The following is a 24,654-nucleotide window of genomic DNA, read 5'->3' as shown; positions in this document are numbered from 1 at the left end:
TTGCTCCGACCTCCCAATCGAAATCCCCCTACCGGATATAATCGTGTATCTCCTCTGCTGAGGCAAGTTCAAATTGGGTTTCCGAGAGCTGCAACAACCAGCAGGTCAATTGCTGCTGACGTCCGTCGAGGTAACCGTTGGCTCTTCCCGCTGCTGAACTCTGATCATGTCACCGGGCATGACGGGATCGTTGTCGCCAACGACAAGCGTTTGCATCGTGCCGTCAATGATCCGGTTGACCGTCATCAGGAAGGTGTAGGGAGCCTTTTCCTCTGCCAGAGAGGCCATTGCGGATGGGGCGCGGACCTCAAGGTTCTTTAGCTGATCAGCTGCCGTCTTGGTCTTTTCGGTGTTTGAAGCAAACCGGTCGCGCAGTTCGGCTGCCTCCGTCAGCGCGTTGACACGATAGCGATTGTGGACGTCGGCAATATCCTGATCGACCTTGGCAAGATCCTGCTCGGTCTTCAGTGTGGCCAACGAAACGTCAAGATTGCGACTTTCGAGTTCAGCGACAGTCTGGTTGGCGCCGAGCTGGCGGGTCGATACTGTCAGCCCTTGTGAGACAAGCTTGTTGACCGTGTTCAGATCCTTGCTTGCCAGATCGATCTGTTTTGCAAGCGAGGCCGCTTTCTCCTTCAGCGCGTCGATCTGATTGTTGGCAAGTACTTTGGCCCGGTTCAGCGCGTCGATCTCTGTCATCATCGAGCGCTCGCGGGTCTCAAAAAGGGACTGTTCCTCCTCCATCATTTTCGAGAATCGCGGTTCGTTGAACCTCGACGTCAGCTCTTGGGGAAAGACGACGGATGAGGCTCCGTTTAAAACCGCATCGACGCGCGCCTGTCGTGCGACAAGTCCAAGTCGTTCGGCTTCCAGCTCCCGCACTTGGCCCTTGCTCGACAGCGCATCGCGCTGCAGGCTAATCATGCTGGCGTCGGTTGAACCGATCCCGCCCGCCATGCTGAGCGCCTGTATGACCGTGAGGCCGGGGCTGTAATTATACTTGCCCGGACTTGCCACCAGCCCGGTCACGAAAAGCGGGCGATATGAAGAGATTTCGACCGAAGCACTTGGCCGCTTCTGCAAGCCGACCTCGTTTTGGAGGCGCTCTCCAATCGTTTCCGATATCTGCTCGAGTGTCTTGCCTGCCACGGGGACATTGCCGATGATCGGCAGCGATAGGTTGCCCGCGGAAGAGACGACGAAATCTCCCGTCAAAGGGGCCCATTCGAATGCGGTGCCCGTACTTGGGCGCCACTCGTAAACGCGGACCTTCAAGGTGTCCTGCGGTCCGGGCACATATTCCTCAGCGGCATGGGCCGTACCAGCTCCAATGGCAATCGCCAAAAATGCCGCAGAAACGGCTGCCTTGCGGCTCGGCCTTTCATTGCTTCTGTCCGAAAGACCGCGCCCTCGGACCACTTCGCGTAAGGAGGAAAGCCGCATCCTGTTGCTCCAGTTGAAATTATCTTGGCAATTCGTCGGTACGTCAGGCCGATACCGCCAGTGTGGCGCCAGTTGCCCGCGCAACATAGGTCCGGAAGCGATCCACAAAGACGTCCCGTCGAAAATCGGCCGCGCGAGACACGGCGTCCGCTGGGTTGAAATCTAGACGTTCCATTCGTTCGACGGCATCAATCAGGGCCTCGACCGTCTGGGTCTGAAAGAAAACGCCGGTCTTGTTGTTTACGACAGTCTCCGTTGCCCCACCCCGGCCAAAGGCGATGACCGGTCGTCCGCTCGCCATCGCCTCGACGGGCACGATCCCAAAGTCCTCTTCGCCGGGGAAGATTAGGCCCTTGCAGCGGGCGTAGTGATGCCTAAGCACGTCGAAAGGTTGTGCGCCCAGGATGGAGACGGTCGGACCAGCGATTTTCTTGAGGTGGTGGAGCATTTCGCCACCACCGATGACAACCAGCTTGGCTTTCATCCGGTTAAAGGCTTCGACGGCCAGATCGGGTCGCTTGTAACTGACGAGCTCTCCGACCATGAGATAGTAGTCCTCGACGTCAGAGGCTGGGATCGGGCGAAACGCCGTGGTGTCGACCGGAGGATGAATGACGGTTGCCTCCCGGCGATAATAACTCTTGATCCGTTGGGCGACGGTTGTCGAATTTGCGACAAAATCATCGACGCGATTGGCGGTCGCGACATCCCATGTCCTGAGATAGTGTGCCATTGGCGGCATCATCATTCGCGTCATCAGGCCGGAACTGTCGTAGTATTTGTTGTACATATTCCAGATGTAGCGCATCGGGGAATGGCAATAGCAAAGGTGCAAGGCCGGCGATGTCGGTATGATGCCTTTGGCCGGTCCCGACTCGCTGCTGACAACAAGGTCGTAGGCGCCGAGATCGATCTGCTCGAGCGCCATTGGCATCAACGGCAGGTAGCGCTTGTACATCCGTTTTGCATAGGGCAGGCCACCGATGAACGTCGTCTGTATCTTGTGTTGTTTGATCTTGTCGGAAATCACCGCGAGATCACAAACATGTGTGTAGATGTCGGCAGTGGGAAATATATCGCACAGTGCTTCGAGAACCTTCTCGCCGCCGCGCATTCCAACCAGCCAGTAATGAATAATTGCTACTCGCACGCCAAATCCTCGAGATACAACAATCGGAATTATCGTGGCGTGCATTGCGGGCGCAGTTCTTGCCGATTTCTCGATTAAAAATCAGACTATCGGCAACTATATTAGGCAGTTAAGACAGAAATATGATCAACAAGTGATGTCCATTTCCCGCGCTGCACAGTTATATAGTGCAGCGCAATAAAATTATTGTCAAATCGTTTAATACTTGTTAGCTTTCTTGTGCATGCCATGACGGCATTGTCTGCACATGCCCGAAGTCTAAGTTGTTTACGAGGGGAGTACGCAGATGAGGGAAATTGATCTCGGTCGAAATTTCGACAGGTTCAACAAGGCGCCACTGCACTCTCGCAGAGCGACCTCCCGAAGGTCCGATATCTTCGGACATGAAAACCGTTCCTCTGTGATGGACGGTATGAAATACGCAATTGATACAACAATTGCGAGCATTGGCCTTGTCGTCCTGGCCCCGATGATGCTGATGCTCGTCGCCGTCCTATTAATCCTGCAGGGGCGACCGATATTCATCGCTCACCGGCGGATCGGCAGGCACGGCGTCATGTTCCCCTGCTTGAAGTTCAGGACAATGGTAAAAAACGCAGACGAGGTATTGAGCCGGCATCTGGCGGCGAATCCTTCGCTCAGGGCGGAATGGAACGCAACGCGCAAGCTCAGAGACGATCCCCGTGTCACTCCGCTTGGCGCACTTTTGCGCAAAAGCAGCGTTGACGAAATTCCACAGCTCTTCAACGTCATTCGCGGCCAGATGAGCCTTGTCGGACCGCGGCCGATCGTTGCAAGCGAGGCGGAACTCTACGGCATTCACTATGCCGACTACATCAGAGTTCGTCCCGGTGTAACGGGCCTGTGGCAGGTCAGTGGACGAAGTGACACGAGCTATAAAGACCGCGTTCAACTCGACGTTCGCTATGTCGAAGAACAAAGTGTTCTTGGCGACCTGTCGATCATGCTGAAGACAATTCCGGCTGTCCTGCGCTCGCGCGGCAGCTACTAAAATCTTAAGCGGCGCGGTATCGCGCCCCTCCACTTGATCTCAGCACTGTGGCGCATGCTCAAAAGGCAGGTGCGGCTGGCTATGCCCTGATTTTATGCGGCGGCAATCAAGAAGCGTGAAGTGATTTGATGCTTTCAATCGGTACCGCGACAGGTCGCGGTCGCCAGGAGATTTCTGAATGAGCGCAAGCGAATTCGCAATCAATGGCCGATTTCTCACGCATGACATGACGGGCGTCCAGCGATACGCGCATAATGTCGTCAATGCGATGGACGATTTTGCACAGTCGGGCGGATCAGTTGTGATCGCGCCAGTCAGAACGCCAGAGCTGTCGTTGCGGCGTATGCGACTTGAAAAAGGCGGCCAACTGAACGGTCATGCCTGGGAACAGATCGAGCTGCCGTTTCTCAGTGGCAATCGCAGGCTCCTCAATCTCTGCAACACGGGGCCGGCGGCAAAGATCGAGCAGATCGTATGCATCCACGATGCAAACATTTTTGCCGCGCCACAGAGTTACAGCCGATCGTTTCGTGCTCTCTATCACGCTCTCCAGCCATTGCTGGTGCGACGGTCTCTACGTGTTACGACCGTGTCCCATGCGGCCGCGCGACAGATAGCGCGTCACCTGCCAATCCGCTTGTCGGAGATTGCCGTTCTTCCAAACGGACACGAGCACGCGCTGCTTTGGGACCCATCGCTTGCCGAAGCAGCCCCGAAGATGATGACCTCGGGAAAGCCGCGTCGACCGTTTGTCCTGGCTCTCGGATCGCGTGCGCGTCACAAGAACCTGTCGCTCTTGATTGACATCGCGCCCCAGCTTGATGAGATGAGCCTTGATGTCGTCATTGCTGGCGGGGGCGATGGCATATTTGCCGAGCAAACCCTCAAATGTCAGCCGAATGTCCATTTTCTCGGGCGTGTATCCGACCACGACCTTGCCTATCTCTTCGAGCGCGCGCTTTGTCTTGCATTTCCTTCGCTGACGGAAGGTTTCGGACTGCCGATCGTGGAGGCAATGGCAAGATCCTGTCCTGTCGTTTCGTCGCATTGTGCGAGCATGCCGGAGGTTTGTGGGGATGCGACCCTGGTCGCTTCTCCTTTTGAACCGGCCGAGTGGATTGAGCGCATACGCTTGCTTCACGCATCCGTGCAGCTTCGAGATGATCTGGTGGAGAAAGGACGCGAGCGGGTTCGCCAATTCTCCTGGGAGAAAACAGCAGCGGGTTATATCGAGCTCCTCGAAAACCCAACGACCGAGGTCTGCAGCCACAGATCGGTCGATCCGGGTTCGCCGCATGTCAGTGTCATCTTCGCAACCCGCGGACGTCCCGATATCGTCAGTGCGAGCGTGCGGCATCTCCTGTCGACACAGAGCCTGAAGCCAGATGCAGTGATTGTTTCGTGTGTCGATGCTTCAGATGCTGGCGATCTGGCAGGCCATCCAGACGTGACAATCATCACGGGTCCTCCCGGGCTTGCCGCACAACGCAACACCGCGCTGAAACACGTGAGACCAGGAACCGAAGCTGTCGCATTCTTCGATGATGATTTCATCGCCGATAAGAACTGGCTCGCCAGCGCAATACAGACATTTCGTGACGAAAGCCAGATTGTGGGCTTTACAGGCCACGTCCTTGCCGATGGCATCAAGGGACCGGGTATTTCGTTTCAAGACGCGGTTGGTCTGGTCGAGGCAGGGGAGGCCGACGCCACGTGGTCGGAACCGTTCAGCCCTTATGGCTGCAACATGGCCTTCCGTTTTTCTGCGATTGGCGAGGTCCGCTTCGACGAGCGTCTGGTCCTATACGGGTGGCTGGAGGACCGTGACTTTGCAGCGGCACTTGCCAAGGGCGGCGGCCGGCTCGTCAAATCGGCTCTCGCCTTTGGCGTCCATATGGGCGTGAAGAGCGGAAGGGTTAGCGGCGAACGGCTGGGATACTCGCAAGTTATCAACCCGCTCTACATGATGACCAAGGGTACGATGAGCCTCCCCAAGGTGGTGGACCATATCTTCCGCAACACCGCCAGCAACTTCAGTCGTGCCGTCTGGCCCGAACCCTTCATCGACCGGCGCGGTAGAGCCCGCGGCAACCTTTTGGCGGCCTTCGACGCTCTTCGTGGCAAGCTCGAGCCTGAACGCGCCGCTGCGATCGCGACGCCAAAGACTGCCACCAGAACCTCTTGAACGCTAGGAGCACGAATGATGTTCAACAGACCCCGCCCTATTGATGTCACCTCGAGGCTGTGGCGGGTGAACGAGACGCAATCCGATGTGGCCGGCGATGGGCCAATCGCCCTGTTGCGTGCGTTGATTGATCTTGGCACACGTCACAGGATCGCGCTTTCGGTCTGCAGCGCAGCCGGTTTCGTCCTTGCCACGCTCTACGCCCATTCATTGCCGCCAACCTATCAGGCAACGGCAACGCTCCTACTTGAACCACGCCAGTCGGCCATCTCTGGCGGCGAAGGTGCGCAGCAGACGCTGGATCTTAATCGCGCTGACAGTGAGCTTCAGACCATAAAATCGGAGCGCCTCCTATCAGCGGTCTTTGAAAGCCTGAACCTGAAGGACGACCCGGAGCTTGGCCGTAGGCAGCCAGGCTTAATCGCGAGGTTGCTGAGTGGATTGCCAGTGTTCCAAGGGCGGGAGGGTGCCGATAGTGCAAAAGCCAATTCGACAGAACCTGGAAGGGCAAGCACCACGATTGAACAAGCCGATGAGGCTGACCGGGCGGCCTTCCTGAACTTCATGTCTCGCCTGAACGCACGTCGCGTCGGACAATCCTTCGTCATCGAAATCGAGTATTCGTCCTCGGATCCGAAGCTGCCGGCCCGTGTCGCCAACGCAACGGTCTCGGGTTACACTTATCAGACGGTGGCCTTCAAGGAGCAGATTGCGCGCGCTGGCACCGAAGCATTGCAGGGCCGACTGGACTCTCTTGCAAGGCAGGTCGATGCAGCGCGCGAAGCAATGCATGCAGGTTCGCTGCCAGCGATTGCAACGCCTGATGCGGATGCCCGTATCATCGGGGCGGCACTTCCACCGCTAGGACCATCAGCTCCACGGGAATCTCTCATCATCGCGCTGGGCGGTGTGCTCGGCCTGCTGGTCGGATTCGGCGTTGTCGTTGTACGAATGGCCCTTGATCGCCGCGTTCGCAGCGCCAAAGACCTCGCTCGGGAGATGGAGGTTCGCTGCCTGGGCTCGGTGCCGGATGTTCCTGGCGCCGAGGGTGTTCCGTTGCACATCACGAGCCCGCAGCAGCAAAAATTCGTTGCCGCCATTCGTGACTTGCGTACGTCGGTCGAAATTGCCTGCACGAGCCTTCGCAATGAAAAAAGCATCGTGATTGCCGTTGTCGGCTGGACGCCCGGTGCTGGTGTTTCGACATTGTGCGCCAGCCTCGCGCAACTCATCAGTCGCGGCGGTCGGCAGGTGACGTTGTTCAAGGCTGCTGACGGCGAGGATACACGCGCAAGCGTTGACAATCTGCCGGGCGTCTCTTTGGCTGGTGCCGCATTTGCGGGGCTGATGCCTGAGCAGTTGTCCTTCGAGGATGTCGGTGGGGTCGCCGTACTGCCGATCCATTCCAGAGATGCGAACGCAAATTTGTTTACCGATTTTCGCAACCCGCGTGTGCGACGGATCTTTGAAGCAGCACGCTCACGCGGCGACGTGCTTCTTGATCTTCCGGCACTTCGCCATTCCATGGATGCGCTTGCCCTTGCAAGCTACGCGGACGCCGTCCTTGTTGTCGCGCGCGCTGGCCAAACGACGATCGAGGAGGTTTCGGAGTCCGTTCAGCTCTTGCGTCGCGCTGGTGCCAATGTGGTCGGAACGGTCATTAACCGGGCACGTGGCAACTGACCAAAGTTTGCCTGCAAACTTTGGTCAGTTGTGGGCCCGTTCCGTGTTTATCTGGCGGGCCCGCAACGCGGGGGGCTTCACGACCTGCCGAGAATGTCCGAGTTGCGAGTGCCATTGGGAGCTGACACTGGCAGTTGGGGTTGAAAGAATACGTACGCTCAAGAAAGACGGCGTGCATCCGACGACTCTTCTTCGCTCCCGCCTCGATGAGCAATTCAACCCGACTTATCTGCCCTAATACCTCAATGGCAAAGTCCCCGCGTTCCCAGCCGCTCGTCGCTTCCGAGGAACCACTTCGGAGCAGGTCCCGCAAACCGCGCGATCCGTCGCAACCACGCCTTCCCCTCGACCCTATGCCCTCGCGCATCGAACCTTGATGGCGAAGCAGTCGTTCTTGACGAACACGGACGTCCTGACTTCGGCAGACTGCAACAGTCGCTGGGAGGAAGGCTTGGGAGGAAGTCCTCCCACGTCGCCATTATGATGGCATTCGACCTTCTCTATTTCGACGGCCACGACATTCGAAGTCTGGAACTTTCCGCGCGACGCTATTTCCTGGAATCGTTGCTCCGAGACGAGGAAGGGGCTGTGCGCCTACCTGACGAGATCGACGGCGACGGAATGGATATCTTCGAAGCAGCAAGAGAGCACGGCCTCGAAGGCATCGTCGCCAAGAACCGAGACAGTACCTACACATCCGGCCGCACCGGTGACTGGATCAAGATCAAGACGACCCAGAGCGACAGTTTTATCATCGTCGGCTACGAGCAGTCGGGCGTCGCACGCGCCGGGATCGGCAGCCTTATTCTGGCTGCTCGGAAGGCAAATGACTATGTCTACGTCGGTTCGGTCGGAACAGGGTTCAACGAGCAGAACGCCGACCAGCTCCGACGAATGCCGGATCGGCTGAAACGAAAACGTCCCACCGTTGAGTATACGGGCCGGGGAAAGAACCTGGTGTGGGTCCAGCCCACGCTGATCGCCGAGATCGAGTATCGAGCATGGACGCATGACGGGAAGCTTCGCGCGGCGTCGTACAAAGGACTGCGCGATGTTCAGGACAATGCGGCTATCTACGAGATGGAGAGCTAGTTGGCAGCAAGTACCATCATCTTTCGAAGCAGCGTGGCAACCGGAACAGTGTCGGCGAGAGCGTCGTCCTGAATTTAAGCCAGCAGGCCCATGCGGAGTATCCTTCTGCGTGGGCGCAATTTAGACATTCCGCCAAACGTAAAGAAGAGTTTTGTCCCTTGATGCGGGCCCAATCGCTGAAGCATCGCTTTGGCCCTATGAAGGGGTCGGATCCTTGATAAGTACCGTCAGACGCCCTGATCGCGCGGCGCAATGACAAGGGTGCCTTTTGTGCGCATGCTCCAGACTCGCCTGCGCATGCAGAAAGGGACTTCACACACACGTCAGGTGGACAGCGGCAGCTCTGGTAGCTCGTCTGGAACACGATCCCAAGGAGCATGCTTATGCGGAAAGAATGACCACGTCGGCTTGAACACTGACGGATCGTCAAGCGTGCCTGCGTAGATGTTTATGAAGTCGGGAATGACTTCAGGTGTTGCAAAGAGAAGACTGCCACAGGTGGGACAAAAGTGGCGGACTGTAATCTTCCCGCTTCCCCCCGGTGCCGCGTAGCTTCTTGTAGCACCACTAATCGTTACTTTCTCGCGGGGCATACTCATCGCGGGAACATGGCCCGAGCCGGAAGCCTTTTGGCAATCACGGCAATAACACACCAATGAGCATTCCGGATCACCTTCACACTCGTATCGCACCGCGCCGCACAAACAGCCACCTGCTAGCATCACCATCTCCTGACCCGCATACGAAGCGCCGCCGTGCGTTATTCCGTCTTGGACGCATGCGACCGCTTCATTTCGACACCCTAGACGAGGCAGCAAACAGTTTGCCCATATCGCGGCTGATGGTGTCTGGCACGCCGTGAGGACTGCGAAAGAAAACCGAATTCCGACCGGCTTCCTTAGCTGCATACAGAGCGCTGTCGGCCCGATCGACGGCGGGGTCGAGGGTGGTTTCGCACTCATCTATAGACGAGATGCCACAGCTCACCGTAACGCTTCGGGCCAGCCCCTGCTTTCGCCAATCCCTTGCCGCGAAACCGCTCCGGATCGATTCTGCGATGCCAACCGCGTCTTCAATCGAAGCGTGCGGAATGAACGCCACGAACTCCTCGCCGCCAAATCTGGCAATGCGGCCACACGAAGCGACGTTGCGCTCCAGCTCGTTCGCAAGCGCTCGAATGACCCGGTCACCCATTGCATGACCATACGTGTCGTTTACACCCTTGAAATGATCTATGTCGCAGATGATCAGCGCCCCCCGAGGAGTGCCTGAATCGAAATCACTTAAGATCGCGTCTCTAAATCCCCGCCGGTTAAGAAGCCCGGTTAGTTCATCGGTACCAGCTGCCGTCCTGTGTCGGTCGATGGCCGCAGTTGCGCTTGCTCCAAGAGCCGTAAACGGGAAGAACATACATATGGTGATTGTGCTTACAGTCACTTCGAGATTGTAGAGCGATGTCGCGAAATCACTCAAGTTGTCGCTGGAATTCGAAAAAAAGGTGAAAAAGACCGTCCGAACAACACAGTCGAGGACAACAATCCAAGTTGTTGCAATCAATGCTTTATCGATCGCACGGGAGGCTCTCCCAGTTACCACACAAATAGACCAGCCCAGAAGGAAGGCAAATCCGGCGTCTGTAAGGAACAGCTGGTGAACCAAGCTCGCCTTCCAATAAACCGCGTACACCAAGGCGATCGTGTAGCAGCCTACAAAGGCCAAACGCGGACCGGCATGCTGCGCTGTCCTGAAGTGCTCCATTAGGCCGCTGCCATAGCAATAAGCTGCTCCAATGAAGATCATCCCGGAAGCGAATGCCGCGAAATACGGTTCGGTGAAGAAAGTCGAGACAACGAAGCCTGCGGCAGTTTGAGCGAACCCAGCGGCCCATTGCCAGGCCGGGGTGACCTTCAGACGCCAGAGCAAAAGAAACGCGAGCGCAACAATGCTGAACAAAACAGGCGGAATGTATAAGATAAGACTGCTGTCGCCCATGATAGGCAGCACCCAGAAACAATTGATTTTATTAAAGTTCGATAGAAGGCTAGGTCATTTAACTTAACGGAAGTTGAATCCCTCCAACGACGTGGGTGTCCGATAAGTATCGCCGAGTAGCCCTTCGATTAGTGAACGCAAATGCAGGGTTCAGACGGTCGACCTGACCATCAGTGTCCGGGTAGCTTGGGCGGCCTGGGGAATAGAATGCGTGCTCCACATGGCTGAATGCCGTTCACCGTTCCGTCGATACTCGCCTTTCGATCACCCAACGGCAAGACGCTATTCAACCTTCGCCTGATGACCGCGTCACACTGCGTCTTTTTGTCGTGTGATCAGTCCAAATTGCCAGATTGCTGCTGCTTAACCATTCGTTAACCATAGCTCCTTAGCTATCCGAAAGCGAAACGCCGTCGGAAGAATTTCGAGGAGGACGCTATGTCGCTCGCCACCATGCCCGGCAAAATACGGCTATATGGCAGTTATGCTGTCTTAGTGATGACGGAAGGAAACCTGCATCAGACAGTATGCATCTCTAATGATGCAATGCCTGCTGGCGCAGGAGATATGATCCAAGGTATCCTCCGCTATCTTCATGTGTATGAGAGTATTGCCGATCGCAAGTTTTCAGAGGGCCAGCTGGCATATGACGGACGGGTGTGGATAACCGCTTCTGACATGACCTTGCACTAACGACGGCGGTCATCGGCAGGTGACCGCTCTGCGCCACTTCGGGACCTTGCCACTGATGTCGCAAAGGTCGCGTCTCGACCCAAAGCCGCCCCTACGCCGATCTAGTTGACCGAAATTCTTCACACCGGATTCTGTGGCACGGCGCGTCACTACCTGCTTCCTTGACGATTTACCTTCCATTACAATCTCTTTCGCACATAGAGGAGTTCCGCCATGAGCGAAGACGCCTTCAACATGTCGATCCGCAAATTCCTGAAGGAAGTCGGCATCACGTCGCAGCGCAAGATCGAGGAGACGGTGCGCAAGGGGCAGGTCGGCGGCAAGAAGTTGAAGGTCCGCATAACGCTAACGGCGGAAGGCACCGGGCTTAATCACGTGGTGGACGGCGAGATCGAACTTCCGTAGGCCGGGCGAAGTGATGGAGTGAAACGTCCGGCTACGCCAAGTTCATGGTCCACCCCCGCGCGTAATCGAAGCATGGCCGCAATGGGGCCGACAACGGTCATCGGGAGATGACGGCTTTGCGCCAATACCGGACGTCGCTTCGCGGCTAGATCACCGCCGGACCAGTTCTGCCGCGTGTTCTTTCATCCAAGCGATCTCGAGCGCCCCCTCGTCGAGTACACCGCGACGCTCCAATTCCACCTCCCATGCGGAACCCGTTGCAGCAAGATCACGCATATGTTGCTGCATTTGCCGAACCCGTTCGATTCCAAGCTGCATGATTCCGATCTCTGGCGCTATTCCGTAGGCATCGAGTAACAATTGAAAGCGCCGGACTTTATCGCGGACACCTGTCGGCAAGCCATGCGCCTCACATTTTTCGTCGCGCCAAAACGGCACCCAACGCCAAGCAACGAACCCAAGGTCCCAAGAGCGCGGTCCTGGCGCTGCCGCGTCCCAATCGATGAAAGCCACTGGGAGCCCTCCTTGAAAAACCGTATTCCACGGCGTTAGGTCGTTGTGACAGATCCTTTCAACTGGGTGCCGGGTTTCAAGACGCCACTGGCGATCACTCCATGAAAAGCTGGCTGCAGCATCGTGGTAGGATCGCAGCAATTGTCCTAGACGCGCGAGAACGCTATCGGTCCAGACATAACCCGGGAGCCGGACGTCAAAGCGGCCGCCTTTGTAGGGAATGAAGCCTTCGCCGTTGCCAACTTCACCTTCGATGTTCCCGTCCCTGATCGTCGAAGCCTAGCGCACGCGGGGACCCATCAAATCCTTCGCGTTCGACGTGCCGCAGCAGGTCGAGAACGGCGGGAGACCACGCGCGTCCGCCACGCCGCACTGTTTGACCCGCGCGAACGACGTTCGAATCTGCACCGCCTTTGAGGAGAATTTCTGGTCCTGCCATTCTTTAACTTAGGCGCGGGACAATTGACGGGTCAACGGAAGATGTCCGCTCAGGGGCGGCCGGAAGTCGACGAAGGTTTCGCCTGGATCGCGCCACAAGGTGACCTTCGACCCAGTCCGGATCGCGCCACGAACAGACTACGCTCTAGGTTGGTTTCGGTGGCACGTGGGTATTCGGCTTGCGGGTAAGCGTCGCCCCATAGAGGATAACAACGACCAGCGCGGTCACACACCACATCGCGACCAGCAGCATGATGTGGCGTTCGCTGTCGATCGCATTCAGGCCGAGATTGCCTGTGATGACCAGGCCGTCGGCGGCGTGGGCGATCAAGGTCATGAGCACGCTGCCCTTGGTGTTGTTGAAGAGCCAGCCGAACACGATCGTGAAGGCGAAGGTCCCAAACAGCGCATAAGATGGCAGCATGTCGAGGAGGACCAGCGGCACGTGCCAGATGACGACCAGTACGCCGAGGATGGCGCTCGCGACGATCGGCAAGTGCCGTTCCTGCAGACGCGGGAGGGCGAAGCCACGCCAGCCGAGTTCTTCTTGCATCGGGCCGTCGAGGGGATTGACGAGGCGAATGGCGAACATCATCAGAATGGTCGGCACTGAAGCGATCAACGCAGCCGTGGGGTTCGGCCCGCCGAAGACCATGTTCAGATAAGCGGGCGTCACGCCGATCACCGGCGCTATGAGCAGGGCGACCGCAAACCATCCCCAGCCCACCCGCCAGATGGCGAACTTCTTAAGGAGCGCGCCGATACCGGGCTTGCCTCCGGTGATTGCGGTCACGATCAGGGCGGCGTAAAGCGGACCAGGCACCATGAGGAGGAGAGGCAAGGCGAGCGCGCCGGTGAGGAGAGTGCCGGCATAGATCCGCTCCGGGAGGATCCAGCCGAGCCAGGTCAGGATGTAAGCGATGGCGAAAAACGCAACGAGTGGGTAGCGGCTGATCAGCCTGCGGATGGAGGTCATGCCGGCTCCTTTGCTGCAGCACTCGGAATTAACGACCCAGCCGCAGAAAGCGATGTCGACGAGTTAGTGGCGCGCGGCGTAGCCCTCGGTGCAAAGCGAATGGAAGTTTACCAGCACCCGACCAATCCGCAGCATCACTCTCAGATCAGCCCCGCATAGGACTGCATGATCCATAGCTGCCCCCGCCAATCATCATTCTGCTTTTTCGAAAAGTGTCCAGCCTGTTTGGTCGGCTTAGCGCCATTTGCGGACATCCTGAAAACCGACAATCCGCTTGCGATTGCCCTCTATCGCTGTGACGTATCATGGAGAGAATGGATGGAAAAATGGAGTCCGGTATGGACGCGGCCAAGGCCACAGGCGCAAGCCGCATTACCGTCAAGGATCATCTTCGCGCGTTGACCGAGCAAGGGCATCTGACCCTCGGTCCTCTTCTTCGTGCATGATTTTACGCACCATCGGGCAAACGCGGGGCTCTCCCCTTTTGAAAGCCAGCAAGGCCCGTAACAACGCCTCGCCATCGACACGATCGGTCTTCACCCGCCGATGACGGCGTGGCGTTGCTTTTCCGCCGCGGCTGGCAACTGCAGCGTCGCGGGCCGAAAAACGAGAGAAGACCAGTTCCTTCGTTGCTCGACTTCCTATTCGACGCACGTCCGGTCAGCGCAGTTCGCCTCAAGGGTGAGTTAGACTGAGCAAGAGCAAATGGATCATCCATCGCTTGGCTAAACACAACCAGGGACCACCTCGGTGAACACTCATCGATCAATGAGCTCAAGCCGGCCTCCACCTGCGATCAGCCTCACGCCGAGCAGCAACAGGGCACCTGCGTAGGCTGCTGCCCCAGCGGCGATAACAAATGCGAGCTCCGCCACATGCGGATAGTTTCGCCCGGCCAATTCATCCCGCAAAAGCCAGAGGACAATCGCCATTGCGATGACGGCGGCTGCCACCTTCCAGAGATTTTGCAGTTGATCCAGAATACCAAGGTCGAGCAGTCGGCGGGCCTCATTGAGGTAGAAGGCGAACATGAGCGTCGACAGAGCAATTCTCGCGATACTCACACCGGTGACCGAACCCAGATAAAACCCGATCGAAATCAGAAGCGCGCGGAAACAGAGATCGACTGCATTTAAACGGAAGATCACATGCGGTCGGTCGAGTGCAACGCTAACCGATGAAAGCGTCTGGAAGTAGGGGATGGGCGCCACAGCGAGGGCAAGCAGGCTGAGGAGGGGTGCTGCATGCTCCCATTTGGCGCCGAGCAGGAGGTCGGTCACAAGGTCTGCCGTGAAAGATATCCCCACACAGGCGGGGGCTGAGATCAACATGGCAAAGCGCGTCGCCTTCAAGAAGGCCTGCCGTACGCGCGCGCGATCTGCGTTAATCTGCGAGAATGCGGCCATGACAGGCTGCAGCGCCGGGCCAATGAGGCTTTGCGTGGGAATGACTGCAACGTCGCTCGCCACTGCATAGCGTCCAAGCGTCGGACGGTCCGCAAGCGCCCCGATCAGGAACCGATCGAACTGCCAGTTGAGCGCTGAGACCAGTTGGGCCGACGAGAACCAGCCGATGAAGCCGGCAAAGTCAGGCAGGCGCGCCAGGGAAATGGCAGGACGGTAAGGAGCAAGAATGTAGGATGCAACCGTTGACGCAAAGGAGGCGATCACGAAGTTGGCAACGATGGCCCAGTATGCTCCACCACTCAGGACCACGAGTATCGCGATGATGGCCGCAGTCAGCTTGCCGGATGCTTCCAGAATAAACGTCTGGCGAAATCCGAGCTGCCGCGCGAAATTGACCATCGCCGGACTGGTTAGTCCTCTCGAAATGGGCCCAAGGGCAAGGACGGCAACGAGGAGAACAAGGTGGCTGTCGTGATTGATCCACGAATAGGGCCAAGCGGCTGCCAAAACGATGGTTGCAATCACGACGCCTCGCATGAGACCAACCGTAAAACCGGTATCAAGATGGCTTTTGTCGATGGTCGCAAGACGCACGAGGGCCTGGGTCACGGGAACCTCAAGCATGGTGTCGACAACCATCACCAGCGATGTGGCGAGTGCAGCAAGTCCAAAATCGGCAGGCGTCAGAATGCGAGCAAGAACAAGCAGGGTGAAGAAGTCGATTATTCGCCCGACAAAGCGCGAGAAGACGAGCCAACCGGCTCCCTTGATTGCCTTTACCGCAAGCATGTCTCACTCCGAATCCTGAGCTCCAGCCACGTCGCGGCGAAAGGCCGCGACGCATATTCTTGTGAAAGGCCACGCGGGGTTTTTCGCGCGCCCTTGCACTCAGTCATCCTCCCGCGTGATGTCTGCTTGGAGCCGGATTGATCCGGCAACTGATCCTACAACGTTCCTCCATGTCGTAGTTCGGCTATTTGAGGCGTGCCGACACTCCCCTTACAATGTGCGCCATCTCCAGGGCAGGTAAGAGTGCGGTCTTCAGGAATGGAAAGTCGCGCGCTATTGCGCCTTCTCGCCAAAGCTGCGATTTGACGGCTGTCAGTTTTTTCGCAAGATCGGGGGCGCCCGATTGCTTCAGCACATAGACGCTTTCCGGACGGCCAAAATCCACGGAGCGGGCCCCGACACCCAGTGCCATCATATCGAAGGCCCGAGGATTGGTGATCGCTTGCTTCAGCCGCCCCCAGGCAAGGTCGGCATCCGACATGATCTCGGCGCCATTTCCGACCCGATCAATGTATTGCAGGACGCCCGCAAGCAGCAGATTTCCATCTGCAGGATCAATCTCGCCATAAGCGATCTTGCCGGCATTGCTGTAGACCGTTCCATCGCCAGATTCACTCAAATGCCGAACGGAGGGAATTGCAGGTTCAAACAGGCTCTCGATAATCTGCCAGTAGCGCAGGATGACCGTCTCGATCCTTAGCGGGTTATAGAGGTCTTCCTCGACGACCAATCCCGTTACCTGTGGGAAGTGATCCTCGCTAAGGCCCTTGTAGTTGCACCTTGCAAACTGGATCGTTTCGAATGCCCGTTCGGGCAGCCCGGCAGCAACAAGACGCTGCGTGCTCCCGTAAAGGCCAGTGTCACAGAGAATGATACGCGAGACATCACCGGCAATCTGCTGCAGATGGCGCTCGAACAGCTCGTTCTGTCTCGCAATGTCATCGAGCACCACACGGCCTTCAGGGGTGTCGATCATCGCAAAGAAGTGGCTTGGGTCGAAGGGAAGTTGCCAAGGACCGGAAAGTTCATACGTGCAGCCGCCAAGTGCATTGGCGACATCGGCAAAGGTGTTCTTCTTAAACTCCCGGCCAAGTTCATCGAGGACGGCGGGGCTTTGCTGCATGAGTGCTGCGCGCGCCGCCACCAGGCGCGAGATGAGGATGTTTTCGCGACGGATTTCAAGCGGAAGGTTAAGCTTAGCAACCAGCTTTTCGAAGGCTTCCCTGATGCCGATACCGCCGCGTGCGCAAAACAGCAACGCGGCATTTTTCTGCGTTTCCGCTTCCCTGGCATAGAGCCATATATAAAGGCAAAACTGCGCAACAATTGGCCCGAACACTTCCCGCCCGAAGGCTGCGCGATCAGCCAGGTCAGGCATTCGGCCCGATGGTCTCATGACCCCCTTGCGAACGCCGCGCATGGCTTCGGCCCGGGCACCGTCGGCGCGTGTGGCAAACCGCCTCAGGCGCCCCTTGGGAAGATGCAGGGCACGGATGCCCATGGTTCTCGGCACGGCGCAGTCGGCAAGAAAATCATCACCAAGATGCAGCAAGCGTGACGCTGCAACGCCTTCCTCTTCGAGAACGCGTGAAAACAGCCTGCCAAATCGCTTGCTCTCTCCGATGTCGGCGCTCGAATAGACGTTATCGATCAGACCCGGACCGTGAAAGTAGTTGATCAATTCCACGAGTTGGCGTCGCGGCAGTGCCGTATCGGAAACGGCGACGATGCGAATGCCGGTCTGGCGATGCAGGCGCAGTACCTTGGCGAGCTTTTCGTTTGCGCACAGCGAAATCTTTTCAATGGCCATCTCGAGTGAGATGCGCTGCTCGATCAGCCGTTCGGGCAAGCCAAGCATGGCGAGTTGGCGCTGGATAATGTCGACGAGCCGGACTTCGCCAGCACCGCCGCCGACGTTGAGCGCGCGATAGGCAAACCGCTCAGCCAGTTGCCGGGTTCGAAACAGATGCTCCGCACTGATTAAAGTTCCCTCGTCCCGCAGCAAGCGAGCAAAGCGCTGCTCGGCCTGCATTACGCGCGATCTTTGCGATCGCGGCTGGCGCAACAGCAAGGTGTCGAACACGTCTGTTGAGATTAGGTCTATGCCGTCCAATGGACCGTGAAGGAGATGGGCGAGGCTTTGCCGCAGCACTGGAGAACCCTTTGCCGTCGATCAGCCCTGCCTGTCTTTCGACAGTGTTGTTACAGTGAATGCACTGCAGCAAGGCTGTTTCCCTGAATTCGCAACCGCAAAAATTCTGCCGCATTATTTGATGTACATCAAGTGCAAAATTATATTTTATTTTGCGGTGCAGAAGCGTTGCAAAAACTACTCACGTGCCTATTGTTCTTCCGACGTTGTGCTTGAGATGTCGACTCTTTTTTAATTGCGTTATACTGTCTCGTTCTACTGGGAGGACAGTTCGGGGGCGACCAATGGATGACGTAAGCCATCATTCCTCACGCATGTCCGCAGTGCAGCAATTTGATGTTATCGTGCTTGGCGCCGGCATTTCGGGCCTCGTCGCGGCGTCGATCTTTTCGGCTGAGGGGAACCGTGTCGTCGTCGTTGACGAATACGATCACGTCGGCGGAAACCACATGGACTGGTCTTCGGCCGAAGGCTACACGTTCGACGTCGGCAGTTTGATCTTTCAGGACGATTCCCCTTTGCTTCGGCACTTCCCGGAGCTTCTTGAACATTATGTGCCGATCAAACCGACCTGGGGGCGGCTAAACCCGCAGGGAAAGATCACCGTCTATCCGATTTCGATACGCGATGACATTCTCGGGGCGGGTCCAATTGGAGTGATCCGGATTTTCGCCTCGGTCCTTTACGCGCGCATATTCTGTCGCCGGATGGCGAATGCGAGAGACTTTGCGCGTTACTGGATCGGCGCCTATCTCCTGCACCGGTCGGGGCTTGGAACCTACATGCGGCGCTTCTACGGTATCAATGCAGAAGAGATCGATCTTGATCTCGCGCGCAAGCGCATGCTCTGGATCGCCGAATATGCTTCGCTCATCAATCTTTTGCGCCGCTTGCTGAAGCGCAAGGGGGCGACCGGGCCGAAAAACCGCCAGATGGCACGTCCGCGGGAAGGCTTTGGTGCGCTTTATGGCGCAGCCGTGTCGAGGCTCGAAAGCTGTGGCGTTGTCTTCAAGCTGTCGGCTGAAATGCGTCAGCTTCACAAGACAGTTTGCGGTTACGAGCTGTTGCTCGACGGTGAGAGCCTTGGCGGGAACAGGATTGTTTCCACGGTGCCGATTAACGTTGCCGAACGGATATGCGGCAACGGACAGACCTCCGCATTGAAGACAATCACGCTTATAACTTTGTACTTCAGCTTTGCTGGCGAGCGCGGGTTTCCCCAGGCAATCATTTATAACTTCTCGCACGAGGGTTCGTGGAAGCGTTTGACCGTTTATTCGGACTTTTACGGGCGCGTTGCCGAGCGCGAGTATTTTGCAGTCGAGGTCATTGCCGGCACAGTCACGTCGACCGAACAGGCAGAAGCAGATTTCCGCCATCACGCCTGCGCAAATGGGTTGTTTCGTGGCGATCTCAAGCTTGAGGGCAGCCACGTCCTGACAAACGCCTATCCAATCTACAGCAAGGGAGCTGCACAAAATGCAGCACAGGCGATCGCGCGATTAAAGAGCTTTGGAATAGAATCGATCGGGCGGCAGGGCGGCTTCAATTATCAGCCGACCGCCCGGGTTTCCACCATCGATGTGGAGACCGCGATCGCGACGCCTTGAATACCACGCATGGCTTGCCGTCGAATGCACCCGAAAGGCGGTAGGCATCGGCACCAGATGACGAGAGGTCGACGATGCGAGTTCTGCATATCCTCAATCATACCCGGCGCTTGAACGGGCATGTGCACGCAGCGGTGGATCTTGCCTGCGCGCAGATTAAACTAGGACATCAGGTCTATCTCGCAAGTGAAGGAGGAGATTTCGACACACTCTTGAAGGCGAAGGGCATCGAAACGCTCTTTATCGGTCACCAGCGGAAGATCCCGAGCCTCTTAAGGGCGCTGTCTCGCCTGAGTTCCTATATCAAGAAGTACGACATCGACATCGTTCACGCGCACATGATGACAAGCGCGGTGATTGCCTTCCCGGTCTGCAAGTTACGACGCGTCCCACTCATTACGACAGTTCACAACGAGTTCGAAAAGAGCGCAACGCTGATGGGGTTGGGAACACGCGTCATCGCGGTCAGCGATGTGGTCGGCGCCTCGATGCGCCGTCGTGGCGTTCCCCAGTCGAAATTGAAGGTGGTGTTGAATGGCACGATCGGATCAAGCCGATCGGAAGGGCGCAGTGAAGAGCCAAAGCCGCTTCGCTCACCAAGTATCCTGTTTGTCGGTGGTCTTCATCCACGCAAAGGTCTCCCGGACCTTTTTGACGCGTTTGAAACCGTACACAGGTCCTTTCCGACAGCCCATCTCTACATTGTCGGCGATGGCCCGTTTCGCGAGGAATACAAGGCCAGGGCCGCAGCATTGGAAAGCGCCTCTCAGATCACATTCGTCGGATCGACAAGGGATCCATACCCCTACATGCTAGGGGCAGACATCTTCGTCCTTCCTTCCCATGCCGACCCAGCACCGCTCGTATTGTCTGAGGCGCGCGAAGCAGGTTGTGCGGTCATTGGTTCGTCTGTCGACGGAATTCCCCAGCTGCTTGAGGACGGGGAGGCCGGGCTTCTTGTGCCGCCGCGGGATCCGGCAGCTCTCGCCAGGATGCTTGGCCACCTGCTGGAAGCACCGGAACGGATTGCCGACTGGCGACAGAAAAGTCAGTTTCGCATCGAACACCTGACGATCGAACGCGTCGCCCGGGAGACGCTCGAGGTCTATTACTCGGCGATGCCACGCGGCAAGGCAGTACCCTTGGCGACGTGACGCCTCACCTTATCGCTAAACGGAAAAGGTCTGTTTCAGGCGCGCCCGCATCTGGCTGGACCGCGCCGGATCAATCCGGATGGCCGCCAACTGCTGGGCCATGCCGTTTGGAAGCACAAAGAGCGCAACGGCAAAAAGGCAAAGCGCAAATCGCTTCTTGCCGGTGTTTTCGCGCATCAAGGCCCCGATGTAAGCTGCGATCTGGCCAACACCTGGCCGCTTGCCGTCAACGACCAGGCTCATCGTATTCAGTTCCATGACGTAGGCGTAGTCACTGCGGACTTCGACCGTATCGGTTGAAGCACAGCGTGTCTGGACGAGTTCTGCAAGATGATAAAGACGTCCCATGAACCGATCGACGTAGCCTTTCATCCGTTTTGACGTCAGTACGGAAAAGGACGACTGGTTGGCGTTATGGATCCTGTATTTGCCAAGCGTCTTCGGAATCGAGATGACCTTGCCGACGAAGGGAGCAAGTAGATAAGACACACCGTCGATGCCGCGCTCATAGGTCATTTCCCCAAGGCCTTCGTAGACGTCACGCCTGTAGATGTTTCCAGAGGTCGGCGGCGTGTTGTAGTAGCCTCTTTCACGTATCGATCGGATCAGTGGTTCGGAATCGTCTGAAGGCTGGAGAGTGGGAAATGCATTGCCGATCGGCTTGCCATCCTTGTCGATTGGCAGAAGCATGAACTGTATCTTGGATACGTCCGGCCGAAGATAAGGAGCAATTTCGGCTAACGTGCCTTCACCAAGAACGTCGTCGGCATCAAGGAAGTAGACGAAGTCACCATGTGACAATGACAGACCGTTGAGTGATGTCTTCAATTGCCCGCGATTTTCGGTCCGCACGGCAGTGATTTGATCCCCGAATTCCTGGATCCTGTCCCAGGAGCGGTCCGTCGATCCGTCATCGACCACTATTATTTCGAGATTGTCATAGTCTTGCGAAAGAACACTTCTGATACATTCAGAAATGTACATTTCGTAATTATAGCAAGTGATTATGATGCTGAGAAGCGGCTGGACTTTTAACATCTTGCAAACCTTCTCTACTCAGATTATGTTGCAAAGCAGCATACCAAGTGCAGTGCAAGACGTCCATAGAAATAACCTTGTGGACGTTGCAGCATAGATGGCCGAAACGGCCGTGCCTCTACGCGTCCCGAAGTATTTCGGGGCGAGCCAAGTAGTAGTTCCATCGGTATTTTCCGTCGCATCCTGGATATCACCTGCAGTGATTTTGCCGGGGGCTTCGCTAGATTCGCTTGCCCTATACTGATCGCATTCGATGCGATTTGCAGATGATTGAATGCTTGTCTTTTTGGGCGTCCGGCGCGCGCGTGCCGGCACATCGAGCTCTGTTGCCTTTTGGTCCGGAGGACGAATGGAAATGCAAGTCGGCCTGCCATTTCGCGATCAATCCCGACGTCGCATGAAAATCCTCTACATCCAGCCGGGAACAAGTGCGTTTGCCGGAATAGAGCGGGTCGTTGATGCGGTCTGCACGATGCTCGCCGATCGATTTTCCGACGATTTCGAGGTCGACGTGCTCTACACCTCGGTTCACAAGAATCGGCCGACGGAGGCCCGTGGTTACAACGTCATCGATCGCGTAGCTCGCGGGCGCCTGGACTTGATGCGGATTTTCCGAAGCGTGATCAAGTCAAAGGACTACAGTCTGGTCGTCGTCCCGCAAATTGAGCCGACAGTCATCTGCATGGCGGCCTGTATCGGATTGAACCGTCGATTTGCCGTTCATTTGCACGGAAATCCAAAGCGCGAGCGCAGCCATTTCAAGGCGAAGGTCCTCTTCTTCCTGATGCGCATCTATTTCCTTTCAAGGGTGTCTTATGTTTTCGGAACTTCGCCGAGACAGCTCGACTCCTTCAAGGAGATGTTCAACAGCAAGGTACCGCAGGTCTGGGTCCCCAACCCTGTGCGGGCTTTTGATCTGTCCCAAACGCCGTCTTGCGACGCATCGTCTGGATCCGTCACATTTGTCAATGTCGGTCGCTTTGCCTTTCAAAAGGGGCAGGATATCCTGCTTCAGGCGTTTTCCGAACTCGTCAAGATCCGACCGAATGTCAGGCTGAGGATCGTCGGATATGGCATCGGCGAGGCGAACCTGCGCGCCGAAATATCGAGACTTGGGCTCGATGCTTCCGTCAGTATCGAACATTACCCGATCAACCCGCAGCCGGCCCTTGCAACCAGCGACGTATACGTCTCGACTTCGCGGTGGGAAGGGTGGTCGCTTGCGATCTGCGAAGCCTTGCGGTTTGGTTTGCCGGTCATTTCGACCGACTGTGAATTCGGACCGAGCGATATCCTCGTTGATCCCCGGCTTGGGCGCCTTGTCCCGGTGAGCGGTGGACGGGCTCTCGTCGATGCGATGGCATATTACTGTGACAACCTTTCGCTCGAGCAGTCACACTCTGATTTTCGAAAGACCTTCATCGACAGGTACAGCCCTGAGCGCGTGGTGGAAATCCATGCCGAGGCCCTGCGGACCGCCGCAAGGGAGCTCGCATAAGGTCAATCGTCGGCAAGGAGAACGTGCATGCTGCCTTCTTTATCACGGCGCGGCTTTCTACACGCATCTACTGCCTTCCTGGCCCTCCAGTGCCAGAGTGCCTCTGCCACGGCGCCCGCTTTTGACGATCCGACCGTCGGACGAAAGGTCGTCTTTGAAGACACCTTCAATTTTCTCGATTGGTCAGTTTGGGATGCCGGTCCGAAGGCGACGACAGACGGCACCGGCTTTTATGGTCGATCGGCGTTCGCCACCAGGCACGGCGAGGAGGGTTTCAATCCATATTCCATCGTCGACGACTCGGCGGCAGAAGATGGCAAGGCGCTGCAGATATCCGCGAAATATATCGGGCGTCCGATGAACGTTCGCAAATATTACGGAAACACGCTGCCCGAATTTCAGTGGATTTCCGGAAATCTTCAGGCAGCGAGAAAGGATGGTGTCGTCCTCAAGGGATGGCGCAAGGGCTATTTCGAGACGCGCATGCTCTTTCCGCGTCATCCGTTGACCTGGCCGGCATTCTGGATGCTGAACGGCCGAAGCATCTTGGAACCGAGGACCAGCATTGAGCTCGACATAGTGGAGCACAAGGGTTGGGAGCCCACCGTCTACGGGACCTACCTTCATGAATGGGGAGGGCCAGACGAGGGTGGGCGAAGCACCGGTGTTGAAACGCCTGTCGACATGACGACAGGGTATTGCCGCTACGGCATGCTCGTCGATGACACGCGATGTGTTCCATACTTCAATCGAAAGCCCGTCATCGACAGGAAGACGGGAAAACCCGCTGATTGGCCAATCACGCGTTCCGCACGACTGGACGAGGAGTTCGACGTGTTCTGGCCGCTCTTAACGCTTGCATTGAGGACCGACGTCCGATTTCCGCAGCCTTTGCAGGACGCGGACAGGATCACTCATATGCGCGTCGATTATTTCAGGGTCTACGCGTAAGGGCAGCTTAAGCGTTCGCCTGAAGGCGCAGACTGGTCATGTCATTTGCGATGGGTGTGTGCAAAGCCAGCGAGCTTAAAACCCGGAAATGTGAGGTCGTATGCGTATTGTGATGATTGGCTCGGGCTATGTCGGCCTTGTTTCCGGTGCCTGCCTCGCCGATTTCGGCCATCATGTCACCTGTGTCGACAAGTCCGCAGCAAAGATTGATGCCCTGGAAGCCGGCAAGGTTCCGATTTTCGAACCCGGTCTCGATAATATCATCGAACATAACCGCAACGCCGGTCGCCTGGATTTTTCGAAAGAGCTGGCGACATCGGTTGCGAACGCGGACGTCGTCTTCATCGCCGTCGGCACGCCGTCGCGCCGTGGCGATGGTCACGCCGACCTTAGCTATGTGTATGCGGCCGCCCGCGAGATCGCGGCTGCGGTGTCCGGATTTACCGTCGTCGTCACCAAGTCGACGGTTCCTGT

18 protein-coding genes and 2 pseudogenes are annotated in these 24,654 nt (G+C 56.9%); 11 read left to right on the top strand and 9 right to left on the bottom strand.

The window, feature by feature from the left end:
* Positions 1-105: 105 nt before the first annotated feature.
* Positions 106-1,443 carry a polysaccharide biosynthesis/export family protein gene (locus tag FHT71_RS30380; protein ID WP_132594821.1) on the bottom strand — a complete coding sequence of 446 codons (1,338 nt, stop codon included), beginning with the start codon at positions 1,441-1,443 and terminating at the stop codon, positions 106-108.
* Between the two features lie 43 nt (positions 1,444-1,486).
* Positions 1,487-2,557 (bottom strand): glycosyltransferase, encoded by a 1,071-nt coding sequence (locus FHT71_RS30375; RefSeq protein WP_132594844.1) that lies wholly within the window; start codon positions 2,555-2,557, stop codon positions 1,487-1,489.
* A gap of 322 nt (positions 2,558-2,879) precedes the next feature.
* Here FHT71_RS30375 and FHT71_RS30370 point away from each other — a divergent pair, with 322 nt between their 5' ends.
* From FHT71_RS30370 to ligD, 4 genes and pseudogenes are all read left to right on the top strand, one after another.
* A complete protein-coding gene (locus tag FHT71_RS30370) occupies positions 2,880-3,605 on the top strand; it encodes a sugar transferase (RefSeq protein WP_007791730.1) in 726 nt (241 codons plus the stop codon).
* A 178-nt stretch (positions 3,606-3,783) separates the two neighbouring features.
* Positions 3,784-5,790, top strand: coding sequence for a glycosyltransferase (locus tag FHT71_RS30365; protein ID WP_132594823.1), 2,007 nt, complete (start codon positions 3,784-3,786; stop codon positions 5,788-5,790).
* A 15-nt stretch (positions 5,791-5,805) separates the two neighbouring features.
* Positions 5,806-7,473 carry a GNVR domain-containing protein gene (locus FHT71_RS30360; RefSeq protein WP_132594825.1) on the top strand — a complete coding sequence of 556 codons (1,668 nt, stop codon included), beginning with the start codon at positions 5,806-5,808 and terminating at the stop codon, positions 7,471-7,473.
* 245 nt (positions 7,474-7,718) lie between these two features.
* A pseudogene (gene ligD / locus FHT71_RS30355) lies at positions 7,719-8,565 on the top strand (non-homologous end-joining DNA ligase).
* Between the two features lie 789 nt (positions 8,566-9,354).
* Here the strand turns inward: ligD and FHT71_RS30345 are convergent.
* Positions 9,355-10,557 carry a GGDEF domain-containing protein gene (locus FHT71_RS30345; protein ID WP_132594829.1) on the bottom strand — a complete coding sequence of 401 codons (1,203 nt, stop codon included), beginning with the start codon at positions 10,555-10,557 and terminating at the stop codon, positions 9,355-9,357.
* A 438-nt stretch (positions 10,558-10,995) separates the two neighbouring features.
* Between FHT71_RS30345 and FHT71_RS30340 the strand changes: the two genes are divergently transcribed.
* Complete coding sequence (locus FHT71_RS30340) at positions 10,996-11,250, top strand: hypothetical protein (RefSeq protein ID WP_007788277.1); 255 nt, start codon at positions 10,996-10,998, stop codon at positions 11,248-11,250.
* A 213-nt stretch (positions 11,251-11,463) separates the two neighbouring features.
* Entirely contained in the window at positions 11,464-11,655 is a 192-nt protein-coding gene (locus FHT71_RS30335; protein ID WP_007788276.1) for a DUF6494 family protein, read from the top strand.
* A 150-nt stretch (positions 11,656-11,805) separates the two neighbouring features.
* Here the strand turns inward: FHT71_RS30335 and FHT71_RS32065 are convergent, their stop codons facing one another.
* The 5 genes and pseudogenes from FHT71_RS32065 to FHT71_RS30310 all read right to left on the bottom strand — a co-directional run bounded on the left by FHT71_RS32065 (position 11,806) and on the right by FHT71_RS30310 (position 17,929).
* Positions 11,806-12,309, bottom strand: coding sequence for a phosphotransferase (locus tag FHT71_RS32065; protein WP_245505587.1), 504 nt, complete (start codon positions 12,307-12,309; stop codon positions 11,806-11,808).
* Positions 12,310-12,751: 442 nt separating this feature from the next.
* Positions 12,752-13,582 (bottom strand): type II CAAX endopeptidase family protein, encoded by an 831-nt coding sequence (locus tag FHT71_RS30325; RefSeq protein WP_132594831.1) that lies wholly within the window; start codon positions 13,580-13,582, stop codon positions 12,752-12,754.
* Positions 13,583-14,005: 423 nt separating this feature from the next.
* A pseudogene (locus FHT71_RS30320) lies at positions 14,006-14,137 on the bottom strand (IS110 family transposase); the annotation flags it as partial.
* Positions 14,138-14,340: 203 nt separating this feature from the next.
* Positions 14,341-15,777: an oligosaccharide flippase family protein gene (locus FHT71_RS30315; protein WP_132594833.1), complete on the bottom strand. Its 1,437-nt coding sequence runs from the start codon at positions 15,775-15,777 to the stop codon at positions 14,341-14,343.
* 184 nt (positions 15,778-15,961) lie between these two features.
* A complete protein-coding gene (locus FHT71_RS30310) occupies positions 15,962-17,929 on the bottom strand; it encodes a hydrolase (protein WP_183723178.1) in 1,968 nt (655 codons plus the stop codon).
* A 284-nt stretch (positions 17,930-18,213) separates the two neighbouring features.
* On the opposite strand from FHT71_RS30310, the gene FHT71_RS30305 reads away from it, so the two are divergent.
* Entirely contained in the window at positions 18,214-19,539 is a 1,326-nt protein-coding gene (locus FHT71_RS30305; RefSeq protein WP_132594837.1) for an NAD(P)-binding protein, read from the top strand.
* A 74-nt stretch (positions 19,540-19,613) separates the two neighbouring features.
* A complete protein-coding gene (locus tag FHT71_RS30300) occupies positions 19,614-20,693 on the top strand; it encodes a glycosyltransferase family 4 protein (RefSeq protein WP_132594838.1) in 1,080 nt (359 codons plus the stop codon).
* A gap of 15 nt (positions 20,694-20,708) precedes the next feature.
* Here FHT71_RS30300 and FHT71_RS30295 read toward each other — a convergent pair whose 3' ends face one another.
* Positions 20,709-21,731, bottom strand: a complete 1,023-nt coding sequence (locus FHT71_RS30295; RefSeq protein WP_132594840.1) for a glycosyltransferase family 2 protein — start codon at positions 21,729-21,731, stop codon at positions 20,709-20,711.
* 349 nt (positions 21,732-22,080) lie between these two features.
* Here FHT71_RS30295 and FHT71_RS30290 point away from each other — a divergent pair, with 349 nt between their 5' ends.
* From FHT71_RS30290 to FHT71_RS30280, 3 genes are all read left to right on the top strand, one after another.
* Complete coding sequence (locus FHT71_RS30290) at positions 22,081-23,229, top strand: glycosyltransferase (protein WP_165933213.1); 1,149 nt, start codon at positions 22,081-22,083, stop codon at positions 23,227-23,229.
* A gap of 27 nt (positions 23,230-23,256) precedes the next feature.
* Positions 23,257-24,180 carry a family 16 glycosylhydrolase gene (locus FHT71_RS30285; RefSeq protein ID WP_007791757.1) on the top strand — a complete coding sequence of 308 codons (924 nt, stop codon included), beginning with the start codon at positions 23,257-23,259 and terminating at the stop codon, positions 24,178-24,180.
* Positions 24,181-24,280: 100 nt separating this feature from the next.
* Positions 24,281-24,654 (top strand): UDP-glucose/GDP-mannose dehydrogenase family protein (locus FHT71_RS30280; RefSeq protein ID WP_183723176.1); only part of this gene is annotated, 374 nt, incomplete at its 3' end.

The sequence above is a fragment of the Rhizobium sp. BK060 genome (genome assembly GCF_014193145.1).
Classification (GTDB): Bacteria; Pseudomonadota; Alphaproteobacteria; order Rhizobiales; family Rhizobiaceae; genus Rhizobium.
This window is presented reverse-complemented; position numbering and strand designations above follow the sequence as displayed.

Excerpts from the sequence above, each read along its gene's own strand:
- FHT71_RS30380 (WP_132594821.1), bottom strand. The coding sequence starts at position 1,443 with ATGCGGCTTTCCTCCTTACGCGAAGTGGTCCGAGGGCGCGGTCTTTCG.
- FHT71_RS30375 (WP_132594844.1), bottom strand. The coding sequence starts at position 2,557 with ATGCGCGGCGGCGAGAAGGTTCTCGAAGCACTGTGCGATATATTTCCC.
- FHT71_RS30370 (WP_007791730.1), top strand. The coding sequence starts at position 2,880 with ATGAGGGAAATTGATCTCGGTCGAAATTTCGACAGGTTCAACAAGGCG.
- FHT71_RS30365 (WP_132594823.1), top strand. The coding sequence starts at position 3,784 with ATGAGCGCAAGCGAATTCGCAATCAATGGCCGATTTCTCACGCATGAC.
- FHT71_RS30360 (WP_132594825.1), top strand. The coding sequence starts at position 5,806 with ATGATGTTCAACAGACCCCGCCCTATTGATGTCACCTCGAGGCTGTGG.
- FHT71_RS30345 (WP_132594829.1), bottom strand. The coding sequence starts at position 10,557 with ATGGGCGACAGCAGTCTTATCTTATACATTCCGCCTGTTTTGTTCAGC.
- FHT71_RS30340 (WP_007788277.1), top strand. The coding sequence starts at position 10,996 with ATGTCGCTCGCCACCATGCCCGGCAAAATACGGCTATATGGCAGTTAT.
- FHT71_RS30335 (WP_007788276.1), top strand. The coding sequence starts at position 11,464 with ATGAGCGAAGACGCCTTCAACATGTCGATCCGCAAATTCCTGAAGGAA.
- FHT71_RS30325 (WP_132594831.1), bottom strand. The coding sequence starts at position 13,582 with ATGACCTCCATCCGCAGGCTGATCAGCCGCTACCCACTCGTTGCGTTT.
- FHT71_RS30315 (WP_132594833.1), bottom strand. The coding sequence starts at position 15,777 with ATGCTTGCGGTAAAGGCAATCAAGGGAGCCGGTTGGCTCGTCTTCTCG.
- FHT71_RS30305 (WP_132594837.1), top strand. The coding sequence starts at position 18,214 with ATGGATGACGTAAGCCATCATTCCTCACGCATGTCCGCAGTGCAGCAA.
- FHT71_RS30300 (WP_132594838.1), top strand. The coding sequence starts at position 19,614 with ATGCGAGTTCTGCATATCCTCAATCATACCCGGCGCTTGAACGGGCAT.
- FHT71_RS30295 (WP_132594840.1), bottom strand. The coding sequence starts at position 21,731 with ATGTTAAAAGTCCAGCCGCTTCTCAGCATCATAATCACTTGCTATAAT.
- FHT71_RS30290 (WP_165933213.1), top strand. The coding sequence starts at position 22,081 with ATGGAAATGCAAGTCGGCCTGCCATTTCGCGATCAATCCCGACGTCGC.
- FHT71_RS30285 (WP_007791757.1), top strand. The coding sequence starts at position 23,257 with ATGCTGCCTTCTTTATCACGGCGCGGCTTTCTACACGCATCTACTGCC.